Here is a 13,839-nt window from a genome sequence, read left to right as displayed (position 1 = left end):
CAGGCCCGTCTTGCTTTCCGTCCGCCGCGTCGCCTCACAGCACCGTGAAGCCGTCCCTGACCTTCTCGTAGACCGGCAGGGCCTCCTGCTCGGCGGCGGCGTGGTACCAGGTGCTGACCTGGTAGGTCTTCGCCTTCGCCCGCACCGTGAAGGCGAGCAGCCGGGCGTGCCAGTGGACGCCGCCCAGCGAGAACGCGTACTCCCAGACGACCGCCGGACGACCGCGGAACGTCGTCTCCTCCAGGCGGATCTTGCGGTACCCCTCGCCCTGCCGGGCGTTGCGCTCCGAGGTCTGCCAGGTCTCCAGCAGATCGCCCCGGGCCAGGGAGGACTTGCCGACCAGTTCCTGGGTGCCGTCCGGCGAGGTGTAGTGCACCTCGGCGCCGGTCTTGACGTCCCGCCGCCAACCCGCGGGCGGCGCCCAGGCGAATCCGCCGGCCTCCCGGTGCGCGCCGGGTGGCAGGGTCTGCGGCCGGGCGGTGCCGCCCACGGTGGGGGCGGGGCCGGAGTCCGTGGCGGGAGCCGCGGAGGCGGAGGAGCCCGCGCGGGGTGTGTCGCCGCCGGGCGAGCCGGTGGAGGTCGCCATCAGGACGCCCGCGACGGTACCGGCGGTGGCGAGCGCGGCCGCCGTCACGGCGAGCAGCGTACGGCGACGGGCGGACGTCGTCCGGCTGCCGTCGCCCGGGCCGGAGCGGGGACCGGCCGGGGCGGTGGGGCCGGGCGGTTCACCACCGGGCCCGGGCGGCACCGGGTCGGGCGGCGGAACCGGGTGGGCGCGCAGCCCGGTCTCCGTCTCGGCCCGGGTGAGGGAGACGGAATCGGGGGTGGGGCCTGTCCGGCGCAGGGACGCGGTCCGGCCGGCCTGCGCCTGCGCCTGCGCCTGCGCCTGCGCCTGCGCCTGCGCCTGCGATGATTCCCCCCGCACCGGCTCCTGTGCCGACGGGAACGCGGAGACGGTTCCGGGCTCGGGCCTTGGCTCTCCTCGGGGATCGGGCCCTCGATCCGTGAACTCGTCTCGATCGGCGGGGACTTGCGTCACCGGCGGTAGCGCGCCGCTCGGCGGCCGTGGTGGCGGTGGTGTCTCGGCCGTACCCGCCGCAGGCCCGGGGTGGGTGCGTTGCGAGCCGGATGGCGGGGTGGAGCCGGGTGGGCGTCCGGGTACCCGGATCGTCGGGGTCGGGTTCGGGAAGGCGAGCGGGTCCAGGGCTGTTTCGAGGTCGTCCAGGGTCGGCCGGGTCGTCGGGTCCTTCTCCAGGAGGGACGTCAGGATGCCGTGCAAGGGGCCCGTACCCGCGGGGAGTCGGGGCTCCTCGTAGAGGACCGCGTGCAGGGTCGCCAGCGTGGTGTCGCGGGCGAACGGGGAGCGGCCGCCGAGGGCCGCGCAGAGGGTCGCGCCGAGGGACCAGACGTCGGACGGCGGGCCCTGCGGGCGTCCGGAGATGCGCTCGGGGGCCATGTAGTCGGGGGAGCCCACCAGCGTCCCGACCATGGTGAGCGCCTTCGCGTCCTGGAGCGCGGCGATGCCGAAGTCCGTCAGGACGATCCGCCGGGAGCGGGAACGGGGGTGGCCGGCACGGCCGTCCTCCTGTCCTCGCCCCGGCCCGGACGCGCCGGACGCGTGCTCGACCAGCACGTTGCCGGGCTTGATGTCCCGGTGGAGGACGCCCCGTTCGTGCACCTGCCGCAGCGCCGCCACCAGACCCAGGCCGACCCGGGCCGTCTCGCAGACGCTCAGCGGGCCGTCCTCCGCGAGGATCCGTTCCAGGGAGCGGCCCGCCACCAACTCCATGACGATCCAGAGCCGTTCGCCCTCGTCGACGACGTCGTAGATCCGAACGACGTTGGGATGGTCGATCCTGGCCGTGGCCCTGGCCTCGCGCAGGGTCCGCTCGCGGCGGGTGCTGCCGTCCTCCGCGTCGAGACCGTCGATCCGCATTTCCTTGACGGCCACCTGCCGGTCGAGTATTTCGTCGGCGGCTCGCCACACGCGCCCCATTCCCCCCTGGCCGATACTCTCGACCAACCGGTAGCGCCCCGTCACCAATATCCCTGGAATCCCGCCCCAGTTCGCATTCCCCGGCAATTCGCTGCACCCCCTCCACGACGCCGCGACCGACTCCAGTGAAACACAACGGTCACACTTCGCGCCGCACCAGGATAGGGGAAGAAATCTTGTGGTACTTATTTCAGTGCGCAGGACGCTAATTCCGGCGCAGTGCAGGGGGAACGCAAGGGGGGCGAACATGAGTTCTTATCGTGCGGCCGTGGTCGTGGGGCCACTGGTCGCGGCATCGTTCTCGGCGGTGCTGGTCCTGTCAGGAACCGCCGGGGCACAGGACGAGGGGCCCGCGAGCGGCAAGGGGGGAAAGGCGGTCGACAAGGCACCGGCGGGGGTGGAGCTCACCACGCTCCTCCCCGAGAAAATCTCGGTGGACAACGGTTCGGAAAAAACGTCGATCACCGCCACCGTGAAGAACGGGGGCAGCAAGGACAGCGGCAGGATCAGGCTGCTGGTCGTCGGATTCGACGGGCTTGTCGTCAAGAACGTCGAGGGATGTTCCGCAATACCCGAAAAGAATCTCCCGGCGGGTTCGAACAGCGGGTTCGCCTGCCCGATCGGCAATCTCGCCGCCGGGAAGTCGGCGTCGTACACCGTCCAGGCGACGTACGACCTGGGGAAGACCGGCAAGATCTGCCTGCCGGTGCAGACGGGCGACGGGAAGAAGACGTTCTGGCAGCAGGGGCCGGTGCCGTTCGGCACCGACAACCCCTCGCCCGACGCCCCCGCCACTCCCCTGCTGCTCGGCACGGACAACGAGCCGGCGGGTCCGGGAGCCGAGGAACTGCCGCGGACGGGCCCGGCCGATGCGGTGCTGCCCCTGGGGGCGGCCGGTGCGGCACTGTGCGCGGCGGGCGCGGCCGGTCTGTGGTGGTCGCGACGCCGGCGCACGGACACCGGGTCGGGCTGATCCGGCCGCGGTGACGCCGGGCACGCGAAAGGCCCGCCGGGGTGTTCCCCGGCGGGCCTCTTCGACGGTCTCGCGGCACTCAGCGCTTGCCGGCGAACTTCCACGCGGTGGGCAGCGCGCCCATGGCCAGGGCCGCCTTCAGCGCGTCGCCGAGGAGGAACGGCGTGAGACCGGCCGCGACGGCCGCGGTGGCGGACATGCCGGTCGACAGGGCGAGGTAGGGCACGCCGACGGCGTAGATGATCGCCTCGCCGACGAGCATCGTGCCCGCCATGCGCCACACCGAGCGGTCGGCGCCCCGGCGGGCCAGGGCGCCGACGACGGTCGCGGCCAGGATCATGCCGAGGATGTAGCCGAAGGAGGGGGCGACCCCGGACGTGCCGCTCGCGAACCACGGCACACCGGCGACGCCCGCCACCGCGTACAGCGCGAGGGCGAGCAGGCCCCGGCCGGCGCCGAGCGAGGTGCCGACGAGCAGCGCGGCGAACGTCTGGCCGGTCACCGGCACCGGGGAGCCGGGCACGGGCACCGACAGCTGGGCGGCGAGGCCGGTGAGCGCGGCGCCGCCGAGCACGAGGGCCGCGTCCCGGACGCGGGAGGACGGGAGCAGGTCGGCGAGGACCTGTCCGGTGCGGGCGGGTGTGGCGGCGGCGGTGCTCATGGGGACTCCGCGGGGTGAGGGCCGGTGGGACATCGTGACGCTATCCCAGCGCCCTCGCGCCGATCACCGTCAGCGCTCGACAAAGGCACGCGGCGGGCTGTGGTCGGCTCCGGACAAAGGATGGCGGCTACACCGGGTGCGGCGTGACGCCGGTCACGGAGTTCAGGTGGCCCGCGGCACGCCGGCGGCCGGAGGGGCCGCTGTAGGTTTCCGCCAAAGACACGCGTGCGCCGCACCGATGACGGTGTCCGCCGCGTCGATGGCGGTGTCCGCCGCTTCAGTGGCGGTTTCCGCCGATGGCGCGCCCCCCTCCGTCCCGGGAGCGAGCGGCCCCGTCTCACCCGTCGGGCACGCTCTGTCCGCCGCAGGGGCGTTTTGCTAGCGTCTCGCCCATGGTTGCCCAGGCCCGGTACTTCTCGCAGCGTCGCTACGTCGACCTGCGCCGCCAGGGCACGGCCACCTGTCGCCGCCCGGAGTGAGGCGGGGCGGCTCTTCCGGCCCGCCGATCGAGACGGCACAGTGTCGGACCGGCCCCAGGAAGTTGCCATGCCCCGTACCGCGGCTCCCCTTCTCACGTCCCCCATCCCCCGTGTCGCCGACAGCGACCGGCGCCGCACCAGCGCCAGCGTCGTCCTGCGGTCCGTGCTGGAGCACGGGCCCGTCGCGCGCAGCACCATCGCCCGGCTGACCGGACTGTCGCCGGCGTCGGTGACCGACTACTGCGCCCGGCTGGCCGAGTCGGGCCTCATTCGCGAGTCCGCCGTGCCGCTGCGGTCCAAGGGGGTGGGGCGGCCCCACCTGCCGGTCGACCTGGACGGCTCCCGGTTCGTGGTGGGCGGGGTGCACGTCGCGGTACCCCACACCACGGTCGCGCTGCTGGACCTGCGCGGGCGGGTACTGGCCCGGCGCGAGCTGAAGCACGACGGGGCCGGTGCGGCGCGGGTGCTGGCCCGGGCCGCCGACGGGCTGGCGGCACTGCTCGCCGGGACCCGGCGCAGCAGGCCGCTGGGCCTCGGGTTCGCGGCGGGCGGCTGGGTGGACCGCGACTCGGGCACCGTCGTCGAGCATCCCCTGCTGGGCTGGCGCGAGGTGCCGGTACGTGACCTGCTGGGCGCGCACACCGGCCTGCCGGTCCATGTGGACGGGCACGCCCGGGCGTTGCTCAACGCGGAGCGGCTGTTCGGTCGGGCCCGGGGCAGCCGCAGCGTGCTGCACCTGTTCGCGGGCAACATGGTCGACGCGGCGTTCGCGACCCACGACGAGGTGCACCACGGGCCGCGCTCCCAGGCCGGGGCCATCGCCCATCTGCCGGTACCGGGCGGCTCGGAGCCCTGCGACTGCGGCCGGACCGGCTGCCTCCAGGCCGAGTTGAGCGAGCGGACCCTGTGCCTGCGGGCCCGCGAGGCAGGGGTCGTCGACGGGGTGAACCCGATGCACGTGGTCGCAGCGGCCGCCGCCGGTGACACCGTGGCCGCCGCGCTGCTGCGGGAGCGCTCGCGCCGGGTCGGGCGCGCGGTGGGGCTGCTGCTCGACGTCCTCAACCCGGAGCGGGTGGTGGTGACGGAGATCGGTGCCATGCACCGCGAGGACTGCCTCGCCGCCCTGCGTGAGGAAGTCGGGCCGGATCGCGCGGACACCGTGTCGCCGATCGGTTTCACGGATTCCGTGCCGGCCGTCGCGGGTGGCGCGGTGGCGCTCGACGTTCTCTACCGGGATCCGCTGGGCGCGTCACCTGAGGCTATTTAATTCAGAAACTCGGAATGTTGACAGGCCGGGCCGCTGACCAGGAACATCCTGTTCATGAGCCCGCTCACGAGCTGTCGCACCCTCTGTTGCTGACCCGTTGACGCGCCCCAGGCGCCCCTTCACGGAGCGCCTTCTCCTTCCTTTGTGACATTCCCGTGAATTCCCGGCCGGATTTTTCCCGGCCCGGAATTGCGTGTGCTGTTCCGCCTTCATACCCAGGGAGCCCTCCCATGTCCTCGCCCCCCGTTTCCGGTGTCGACCGGCGTCTGTTCCTCACCTCGCTGCTCGGCGTCACGGCCGCCGCGGCCGGGCTCAGCGGCTGCGCGGACGGCAGTGCCGCGGCCGGTGAGCCGGCCTCCGACGCCCCGCTGGCCACCAAGGTTCCGGCGGGCACCAGCCTGAAGATCGCGTCGTACCAGAACGCGCAGGAATTGCAGTTGAAGCTGGCCGGGTTGGACGACCTGCCGTTCACGGTGTCGAACTGGCTGAACATCGGCGCGGGTCCCGACGTCATCAACGCCTTCCGCGCGAAGTCCCTGGACGTCGCCAACAACGCCGGCATCCCGCCCATCCAGGCGCACTACCAGGGCTTCGACGCGAAGATCGTGGCCATCAACATCACCCGCAAGCCCAACTACCTGTTCGCCACCAAGCCCGGCAGCGACATACGGAAGGTGGCGGACTTCCGGGGCAGGCGGCTCGCCTTCTCCCAGGGCCAGGCGCAGGGCGTGGTCCTGCTGCGGGCGCTGAAGAAGGCCGGGCTGGCGTACGACGACGTGGAACTGGTGCCGCTGACCAGCAACCAGTTCCTCACCGCCCTGCAGTCCGGGCAGGTGGACATCGCGCCGCTGGCCAACACCCAGGCACCGGCGTACCTGAGCAAGTACACGTCGGCCCGCACCATCAGGACCGACGTGGTGGACCTGCTCAACCTGCTGTGGGCGCCGGTGGCGGTGCTGAACGACCGGGCGAAGGCCGCCGCGGTCGCCGCCTACATCCCGCACTGGGCGAAGGGCCAGGTGTGGACCTACGAGCACCCCGACGAGTGGAACGAGCAGTTCTACGTCGGGACGCAGAACCTGACCCCCGCCCAGGCCAAGGCGGTGACGGCGCTGGCCAACAAGCCGCTGTTCCCGCCGCGCTGGGACGAGGCGATCCGCTGGGAGCAGGAGACCGCCGATCTGCTCGCCGAGGGCGGGTTCGTGAAGAAGTTCGACGTGTCCGAGCTGTTCGACCACCGCTTCGAGCCCCTGGCGGCCCGGGCCGTGCCGGCGGAGTACCGGAGGTGACCGCGATGACCACGACGACGCACACGACGTCGGCCGCCGCCGTGCCGCCGGCCGAGGTGGACGAGGCGCACCAGGTGCGCAGGCGCCGGCGGCTGGCCCCGGGCAGGCGGCTGCCCGCCGCCCGGCTCGCCGGGCCGCTCGCCGTCCTCGCCCTGTGGATCGGCGCCTCGGCCGCGGGGCTGCTCGACACCGGGGCGATACCGGCGCCCTGGACGGTCCTGGAGACCGGCACCCGCCTGTGGACCGAGGGCACGCTGCCGAACGACATCCTGACCTCGCTGCGGCGGGCGGCGAGCGGGTTCGCGATCGGCCTGACCGGCGGGGTCCTGCTGGCGCTGGTGTCGGGGCTGACCCGCACCGGCGAGGCGCTGATCGACGGGACCGTGAACCTCAACCGGGCCATCCCCACCCTCGGTCTGATCCCGCTGTTCATCCTGTGGCTGGGCATCGGCGAGACCTTCAAGATCGCCATCATCGCGATCGTCGTCTACATCCCCATCTACCTCAACACGCACGCGGCGCTGTCCGGCATCGACAGCCGCTTCGTCGAACTGGCCGAGGTGCAGGGGCTGTCGAAGTACCGGTTCATCCGGCAGGTCGTGATCCCGGGAGCGCTGCCCGGGTTCTTCGTGGGGCTGCGGCTGGGCGTCACGGGCTCCTGGCTGGGCCTGGTGGTGCTGGAGCAGATCAACGCCACCAGCGGCCTCGGCTACCTGATGTTCCAGGCGACAAATTACGGCCAGACGGACGTGATCCTCGTCGGCCTGGTCGTCTACGGCGTCTTCGGCCTGATCTCCGACAGCGCGGTCCGTCTCATCGAACGGAGGGTGCTGGTATGGCGCCGCACACTGAGCAGCTGACCCGCCCGGCCGTGCAACTGCGGGGCCTGACTAGGTCGTTCGAGGGGCGCACGGTCCTCGACGGCATCGACCTGGACCTGCCCGCGGGGCAGCTCACGGCCCTGCTCGGGCACAGCGGCTCGGGCAAGAGCACGCTGCTGCGGGCCATCGCCGGACTGGACCACGGCGTCACGGGCAGCGGGCAGCTGACCGCGCCCGAGCGGGTGTCGGTGGTGTTCCAGGACTCCCGGCTGCTGCCCTGGCGGCGGGTCCTCGACAACGTGCTGCTCGGCGCGGAGGGCAAGGACGCCGGCCGCCGGGGCCGGGCGGCGCTGGAGGAAGTGGGGCTGAAGGGCCGCGAGCGGGCCTGGCCGGGCGAGCTGTCCGGCGGCGAGGCGCAGCGCGCCGCGCTGGCCCGCTCCCTGGTGCAGGAGCCGGAACTGCTCCTGGCGGACGAGCCGTTCGGCGCGCTGGACGCCCTGACCCGGATCCGGATGCACGGCCTGCTGCGGGAACTGTGGGAGCGCCACCGGCCCTCGGTGCTGCTGGTCACCCACGACGTGGACGAGGCGATCGTGCTCGCCGACCGGGTGCTCGTCCTGGAGGACGGCCGCATCGGCCTCGACCTGACCATCGACCGCCCGCACCCGCGGTCGTACCGCGACCCCCTGCTCGGCGAGTACCGGGAGCGGCTGCTGGCCGCGCTCGGTGTCACGGAGGACCACCGATGACCCGCGGACAGCTGCATCTGAACGCGTTCCTGATGACCACCGGCCACCACGAGGCGTCGTGGCGGCTGCCGGAGAGCGACCCGTACGCGAGTGTGGACCTGGCCCACTACGTGCGGCTCGCGCGGATCGCCGAACGGGGCACCTTCGACTCGCTGTTCCTCGCCGACGGCCCGCAGCTGTGGAGCAGTGTGGGGCAGCGGCCCGCGGGGGCGCTGGAGCCGATCACGCTGCTGACCGCGCTGGCGACGGCCACCGAGCACATCGGGCTGATCGCCACGGCCTCCACGTCGTACAACGCGCCCTACAACCTGGCGCGCAAGTTCGCCTCGCTCGACCACATCAGCGGCGGCCGGGCGGGCTGGAACATCGTCACCACCGCCGGTGCGGACGCGGCCCGCAACTTCGGTCTGGAGGCCGAGCCGGCGCACGCCGAGCGGTACGCGCGGGCCGCGGAGTTCCTCGACGTGGCGCTGAAGCTGTGGGACAGCTGGGAGGACGACACGATCGTCGCCGACAAGGCGGCGGGCGTGTGGGGCGACGACGCGAAGATCCACCCGCCGCGCCACCAGGGGCGGTACTTCAGCGTCGAGGGCGCGCTCAACGTGCCGCGCTCGCCGCAGGGTTACCCGCTGCTGGTGCAGGCCGGCTCCTCCGAGGACGGCAAGCGGTTCGCGGCCCGCTACGCGGAGGCGGTGTTCACCGCGCAGCAGACGATCGAGGACGCGCGGGCCTTCTACGCCGACCTCAAGGCCCGCACCGTCGCGGCCGGCCGGGACGCCGGGCACATCAAGGTGCTGCCCGGCATCGTCCCGGTGATCGGCTCGACCGAGGCCGAGGCGCGGGCGCACGAGCGGGTCCTGGAGGACCACATCGTGCACACGCACGGCGTGCAGCACCTGGAGCGGCTGCTGCACCTGGACCCGGGCACCCTCCACCTGGACGGCCCGCTGCCGGCCGACCTGCCGCCGGAGAGCGCCATCGAGGGCGCCAAGAGCCGCTACACGCTCGTCGTCGAGCTGGCCCGGCGCGACCGGCTCACCGTGCGGCAGCTGATCGGTCGGCTCGGCGGCGGCCGCGGGCACCTCACCTTCGCGGGCACGCCCGAACAGGTCGCCGACACCATCGAGCTGTGGTTCACCACGGGCGCCGCCGACGGCTTCAACATCATGCCCGCGGTGCTGCCGTCCGGCCTGGAGGCCTTCGTCGACCACGTCGTGCCCCTCCTGCGCGCCCGCGGGCTGCTGCGCACCGAGTACGGCGCCCGGACCACCCTGCGGGGCCGCTACGGCCTGCCGCGCCCCGCCAACCAGCACGTCCTCGCCCCGGTACCCGCCTGACCACCCGGAAGGAAACCGCCATGAGCATCGAGATCCACAAGATCACCGCGCGTATCGGCGCCCGCGTCGAGGGCGTCGACCTCACCCGCCCCCTCGACGAGGCGACGACCACCGCCCTGCGCGAGGCACTCAACGCGCACAAGGCGCTCGTCCTCGACGCCGAGGGCCTGGACGACGCCGGCCAGCAGGCGTTCGTGCGGCACTTCGGCGACATCACCACCGCCCATCCGACGGTGGCCGCCGTCGACGGCGCCCCGAACGTGCTGCCCGTCGACAGCGAGGGCGGCCGGGCCGCCAACCACTGGCACACCGACGTGACCTTCGTCCTCAACCCGCCGCAGGCCACCAGCCTGCGCAGTGTCACCGTCCCGCCCTACGGCGGCGAGACGCTCATCGCCAGTTCGGCCGCCGCCTACCGCGACCTGCCCGACTCGCTGCGGCGCCTGGCGGACACGCTGTGGGCGGAGCACACGAACGACTACGACTACGCCGTGCCGGGGGAGGACGTCGACGAGGAGCAGGCGGCCCGGCGCGCGGAGTTCACCTCGATCACGTACCGCACGGTCCACCCCGTCGTCCGGGTCCACCCCCTGACGGGCGAGCGCGGCCTGTTCATCGGGGGCTTCGCCCAGCGGATCGTGGGCCTGTCGGCGGGCGAGTCCCGCAAGGTCCTGGACCTGCTGCAGGCCTATGTGACCCGGCCGGAGAACGTGCTGCGCCACCGCTGGTCGCCGAACCAGCTCGTGCTGTTCGACAACCGCATCACCCAGCACTACGCCGTCGACAACTACGACGGGCTGCCGCGCCGGCTGCACCGCGTCACGGTCGCCGGGGAGGTCCCGGTGGGCGTGGAGGGCAAGGAGAGCTACGCCATCGAGGGCGACGCCTCGCACTACAGCCCGCTCGCCGCCTAGGCACGCAGAGCGACCGGCACGTCCACATGGTGGGATGCCTCTCCGCGCGGGCGGGGAGGCATCCCAGACTGGCGGCGTTTTGCCCCCGTACGCCCCTCACGCATTGGACGAGCCGCGCCCATGCCCAGCAGCACCACCCAGGAGACGCCGACCGGCACGGACGGCGCCTCCCTCTCCCACGGCCTGAAGCAGCGCCACCTGTCGATGATCGCCCTCGGCGGTGTGATCGGCGCCGGTCTGTTCGTCGGCTCCGGTGCCGGCATCGCCGCCGCCGGACCGTCGATCGTGGTCGCCTACGCCCTGTCCGGCCTCCTCGTGATGCTGGTGATGCGGATGCTGGGCGAGATGTCGGCCGCGTACCCCTCCTCGGGCTCGTTCTCGGCGCACGCCGAGCGGGCCATCGGACCCTGGGCCGGGTTCACCGCCGGCTGGTCGTTCTGGGTGCTGCTGTGCACGGCGGTCGGCCTGGAGGGCATCGGCGCCGCGAAGATCGTCAGCGGCTGGCTGCCGGGCACCCCGGAGTGGGCGTGGGTGGCGCTGTTCATGGTCGTCTTCTGCGGCACGAACCTGGCGGCCGTGAAGAACTTCGGCGAGTTCGAGTTCTGGTTCGCGGCGCTGAAGGTCGCCGCGATCAGCCTGTTCCTGGTGCTCGGCGTCCTGGCGGTCCTCGGCGTCCTGCCCGGCACCGACTCGCCCGGCGCGAGCAACCTCACCGACTTCCTGCCCAACGGCAGCGAGGGCCTGGTCATCGGCCTGCTCGCCTCGGTCTTCGCCTACGGCGGCCTGGAGACGGTCACCATCGCGGCGGCCGAGTCGGAGAACCCCGTCCAGGGCGTGGCGCGCGCCGTCCGCACCGCGATGTGGCGCATCGCGCTGTTCTACATCGGCTCCATGGCGGTCATCGTCACCCTGGTGCCCTGGGACTCCGAAGAGGTCGTCGAGAAGGGCCCGTACGTGGCCGCCCTCGACGAGCTGGGCATCCCCGGCGCCGGCCAGCTGATGAACGTGGTCGTGCTGGTGGCACTGCTGTCCGCGATGAACGCCAACGTCTACGGCGCCTCGCGCATCGCCTACTCGCTGGTGGAGCGCGGCCAGGGCCCGAAGGTGCTGGGCCGGGTCTCGGGCGGGGTGCCGCGGGTCGCGGTGCTGGCGTCGTCGGTGTTCGGGTTCCTGTGCGTGCTGCTGAGCTACTGGCGGCCCGACGACGTCTTCGCCTGGCTGCTGAACATGATCGGCGCGGTGATCCTGGTGGTGTGGATCCTCATCGCCGTCTCGCAGCTGCGGCTGCGCCGCCGGCTGGAGCGGGAGGCGCCGGAGCGGCTGGCCGTGCGGATGTGGGCGTTCCCGTGGCTGACCTGGGTGGCCCTGGCCGGGATGGCCGGCGTGTTCCTCCTGATGGCCCGCGAGCCGGACACCCGGGTCCAGCTGTACTCGACGGGCGCCATGATCCTCGTCCTGGCGGCCGTCGGCTACGCCTGGCAGCGCGCCCGCGCCAAGCAGTAGGAGTTCCGTACGAAGAGGCCCCCGCGACACCGCGGGGGCCTTTTCGCATGCCCTCGCCCACGCATCCACCCTGTTGCTGCTAGCGTGCAGTTGCAAGCTGGTTGCAATAACAGGTCCGGAGGGGATCCCCGCCCATGCCCGTGTACACGCTGCCCGAGCTCCCGTACGACTACTCGGCCCTCGCTCCGGTGATCAGCCCCGAGATCGTCGAGCTGCACCACGACAAGCACCACGCGGCCTACGTGAAAGGCGCCAACGACGCGCTGGAGCAGCTCGCCGAGGCCCGCGACAAGGAGACCTGGGGCTCGATCAACGGGCTGGAGAAGAACCTGGCCTTCCACCTGTCCGGGCACATCCTGCACAGCATCTACTGGCAGAACATGACCGGCCCGAAGGACGGCGGCGGCGAGCCGCTGGCGCAGGACGGCGTGGGCGCACTCGCCGACGCCCTCACCGAGTCCTTCGGCTCCTTCGCCCGCTTCAAGGCCCAGATGTCCAAGGCGTCGGCGACGACGCAGGGTTCCGGCTGGGGCGTGCTCGCCCACGAGCCGCTCAGCGGCCGGCTGATCGTCGAGCAGGTCTACGACCACCAGGGCAACGTCGGCCAGGGCTCGATCCCGATCCTGGTCTTCGACGCCTGGGAGCACGCCTTCTACCTGCAGTACCGCAACCAGAAGGTCGACTTCGTCGAGGCCATGTGGCAGGTGGTGAACTGGCAGGACGTGGCCCGGCGCCACGAGGCGGCCAAGGCCCGCGCGGACGTCCTGCTCCAGGCTCCCTGAGAGCCGCCCGGCGTCCTGCCTCGTGATCGTCTTCTCACCCTTCACGCACGGCAGGCGGTATGGAGGAAGCCCCCGCGAGGACGTGACTCGCGGGGGTTTCCCGTGCCCGGCCCGCTACGCCGCGTCCTCCTCGCACGGCACGTTGAGGGACATCAGCCCGGCCGTCCCGTCGGGCCGCACGCGCAGTTCGCTGACCGCGGCGTTGCGCAGCCGCGGGAGCATACGGCGGTACTCGGGCAGGGGGATCGACAGCAGGGTGCACAGCACCAGGCGCAGCAGCGTGTTGTGGGCGACGACCAGCACCCGGCCGCCGGGGTGGCCGGCCGCGATCTCCCGCAGGGCGCGCACCCCGCGGGCGGCGGCCGCCCGCGGATCCTCCGCGCCGGGGAAGGAGTGGGCCACCGGGTCGGTCCGATAGGCCGCCGCCCACTCCGGGTCCTCCGTCTCGAACTCGGCGAGCGTGCGGCCCTCGACGACGCCGAAGTCGCACTCGCGCAGGCCGGGTTCACGCTGCGGGACGAGGCCGAGCGCGCGGCAGGCCGGCTCGGCGGTGGCGACGGCCCGCAGCAGCGGGGACGTCCACACGGCGTCGACGGGACGGGCGGCGGCCCAGCGCCCCAGGGCCTCTGCCTGGGCGCGGCCGGTGTCGGTGAGGTCGATGTCGCTGACGCCCGCGTAGCGGTTCTCGGCGTGCCAGACCGTCTGCCCGTGGCGGGCCAGCAAGAGGGTCGTCGTCATGGGTCGGGAGTATCCCGGCTCGGGCGGTCGCGCGCACGGGCGGCGACCGGGCCGGACGGCCGGCCCGCTCCCTCGTCCAGCCCTCCGTGCGCTCCCGCGCCGCCGCAGCCGCTGCCGTGAACGTCCCACTGTGGCAGCGCACTTCGGGGTGCGCGAGGCATTGACGGCCCACCTCTGCCGCTCCACCCTCGGTTGACGAGTCGCCCCGCCGTGTGAACCGCCCCCCCCCACACGGCACACGCCGCCCTGTCGCCCCGGACGCGGTCCGCGCGGCGCGGGGGGGCGGCCCGGGCGAGCGCAACGGCACACCCATGTCCTCGACGCCGAGAC

Annotated in this window: 12 protein-coding genes; 9 read left to right on the top strand and 3 right to left on the bottom strand. The window is 72.8% G+C overall.

What is annotated here, in order from left to right:
- Positions 1-34 precede the first annotated feature (34 nt).
- Positions 35-1,996, bottom strand: coding sequence for a serine/threonine-protein kinase (locus ACFYWG_RS12820; RefSeq protein WP_389201142.1), 1,962 nt, complete (start codon positions 1,994-1,996; stop codon positions 35-37).
- A gap of 247 nt (positions 1,997-2,243) precedes the next feature.
- Between ACFYWG_RS12820 and ACFYWG_RS12815 the strand changes: the two genes are divergently transcribed.
- The gene (locus ACFYWG_RS12815) at positions 2,244-2,969 is read left to right on the top strand and encodes an LPXTG cell wall anchor domain-containing protein (protein WP_389201140.1); all 726 of its coding nucleotides are present in this window, start codon (positions 2,244-2,246) and stop codon (positions 2,967-2,969) included.
- Between the two features lie 79 nt (positions 2,970-3,048).
- Here ACFYWG_RS12815 and ACFYWG_RS12810 read toward each other — a convergent pair whose 3' ends face one another.
- Positions 3,049-3,630 carry a biotin transporter BioY gene (locus ACFYWG_RS12810; RefSeq protein WP_376333771.1) on the bottom strand — a complete coding sequence of 194 codons (582 nt, stop codon included), beginning with the start codon at positions 3,628-3,630 and terminating at the stop codon, positions 3,049-3,051.
- 546 nt (positions 3,631-4,176) lie between these two features.
- Between ACFYWG_RS12810 and ACFYWG_RS12805 the strand changes: the two genes are divergently transcribed.
- The 8 genes from ACFYWG_RS12805 (at position 4,177) to ACFYWG_RS12770 (ending at position 12,771) form a co-directional block, all read left to right on the top strand.
- Positions 4,177-5,376, top strand: coding sequence for an ROK family protein (locus ACFYWG_RS12805; protein ID WP_383508622.1), 1,200 nt, complete (start codon positions 4,177-4,179; stop codon positions 5,374-5,376).
- Positions 5,377-5,606: 230 nt separating this feature from the next.
- Complete coding sequence (locus ACFYWG_RS12800; protein WP_385420116.1) at positions 5,607-6,665, top strand: ABC transporter substrate-binding protein; 1,059 nt, start codon at positions 5,607-5,609, stop codon at positions 6,663-6,665.
- A gap of 5 nt (positions 6,666-6,670) precedes the next feature.
- Positions 6,671-7,525: an ABC transporter permease gene (locus tag ACFYWG_RS12795; protein WP_383508628.1), complete on the top strand. Its 855-nt coding sequence runs from the start codon at positions 6,671-6,673 to the stop codon at positions 7,523-7,525.
- Positions 7,501-8,235 (top strand): ABC transporter ATP-binding protein, encoded by a 735-nt coding sequence (locus ACFYWG_RS12790; protein WP_383508631.1) that lies wholly within the window; start codon positions 7,501-7,503, stop codon positions 8,233-8,235. The genes ACFYWG_RS12795 and ACFYWG_RS12790 overlap by 25 nt, the downstream gene beginning before the upstream one ends.
- Positions 8,232-9,572, top strand: coding sequence for an LLM class flavin-dependent oxidoreductase (locus tag ACFYWG_RS12785; RefSeq protein ID WP_383508634.1), 1,341 nt, complete (start codon positions 8,232-8,234; stop codon positions 9,570-9,572). Before ACFYWG_RS12790 ends, ACFYWG_RS12785 begins: the two co-directional genes overlap by 4 nt.
- Positions 9,573-9,592: 20 nt before the next feature.
- Positions 9,593-10,486 carry a TauD/TfdA dioxygenase family protein gene (locus ACFYWG_RS12780; RefSeq protein ID WP_389201135.1) on the top strand — a complete coding sequence of 298 codons (894 nt, stop codon included), beginning with the start codon at positions 9,593-9,595 and terminating at the stop codon, positions 10,484-10,486.
- 120 nt (positions 10,487-10,606) lie between these two features.
- The gene (locus tag ACFYWG_RS12775) at positions 10,607-11,989 is read left to right on the top strand and encodes an amino acid permease (RefSeq protein ID WP_383508639.1); all 1,383 of its coding nucleotides are present in this window, start codon (positions 10,607-10,609) and stop codon (positions 11,987-11,989) included.
- Positions 11,990-12,123: 134 nt separating this feature from the next.
- Positions 12,124-12,771, top strand: a complete 648-nt coding sequence (locus ACFYWG_RS12770) for a superoxide dismutase (RefSeq protein ID WP_385420109.1) — start codon at positions 12,124-12,126, stop codon at positions 12,769-12,771.
- A gap of 114 nt (positions 12,772-12,885) precedes the next feature.
- Here ACFYWG_RS12770 and ACFYWG_RS12765 read toward each other — a convergent pair whose 3' ends face one another.
- Positions 12,886-13,509, bottom strand: a complete 624-nt coding sequence (locus ACFYWG_RS12765) for a histidine phosphatase family protein (RefSeq protein WP_383508643.1) — start codon at positions 13,507-13,509, stop codon at positions 12,886-12,888.
- Positions 13,510-13,839: the final 330 nt, after the last annotated feature.

This window comes from Streptomyces sp. NPDC003456, assembly GCF_042878735.1.
Lineage (GTDB): Bacteria > Actinomycetota > Actinomycetes > Streptomycetales > Streptomycetaceae > Streptomyces.
Note: the sequence above shows the minus strand (reverse complement) of the source record. Positions and strands in the feature narration are given on the sequence as shown.

Bases quoted from the DNA above. Each gene is read 5' to 3' on its own strand.
- ACFYWG_RS12820 (WP_389201142.1), bottom strand. From the start codon at position 1,996: ATGGGGCGCGTGTGGCGAGCCGCCGACGAAATACTCGACCGGCAGGTG.
- ACFYWG_RS12815 (WP_389201140.1), top strand. From the start codon at position 2,244: ATGAGTTCTTATCGTGCGGCCGTGGTCGTGGGGCCACTGGTCGCGGCA.
- ACFYWG_RS12810 (WP_376333771.1), bottom strand. From the start codon at position 3,630: ATGAGCACCGCCGCCGCCACACCCGCCCGCACCGGACAGGTCCTCGCC.
- ACFYWG_RS12805 (WP_383508622.1), top strand. From the start codon at position 4,177: ATGCCCCGTACCGCGGCTCCCCTTCTCACGTCCCCCATCCCCCGTGTC.
- ACFYWG_RS12800 (WP_385420116.1), top strand. From the start codon at position 5,607: ATGTCCTCGCCCCCCGTTTCCGGTGTCGACCGGCGTCTGTTCCTCACC.
- ACFYWG_RS12795 (WP_383508628.1), top strand. From the start codon at position 6,671: ATGACCACGACGACGCACACGACGTCGGCCGCCGCCGTGCCGCCGGCC.
- ACFYWG_RS12790 (WP_383508631.1), top strand. From the start codon at position 7,501: ATGGCGCCGCACACTGAGCAGCTGACCCGCCCGGCCGTGCAACTGCGG.
- ACFYWG_RS12785 (WP_383508634.1), top strand. From the start codon at position 8,232: ATGACCCGCGGACAGCTGCATCTGAACGCGTTCCTGATGACCACCGGC.
- ACFYWG_RS12780 (WP_389201135.1), top strand. From the start codon at position 9,593: ATGAGCATCGAGATCCACAAGATCACCGCGCGTATCGGCGCCCGCGTC.
- ACFYWG_RS12775 (WP_383508639.1), top strand. From the start codon at position 10,607: ATGCCCAGCAGCACCACCCAGGAGACGCCGACCGGCACGGACGGCGCC.
- ACFYWG_RS12770 (WP_385420109.1), top strand. From the start codon at position 12,124: ATGCCCGTGTACACGCTGCCCGAGCTCCCGTACGACTACTCGGCCCTC.
- ACFYWG_RS12765 (WP_383508643.1), bottom strand. From the start codon at position 13,509: ATGACGACGACCCTCTTGCTGGCCCGCCACGGGCAGACGGTCTGGCAC.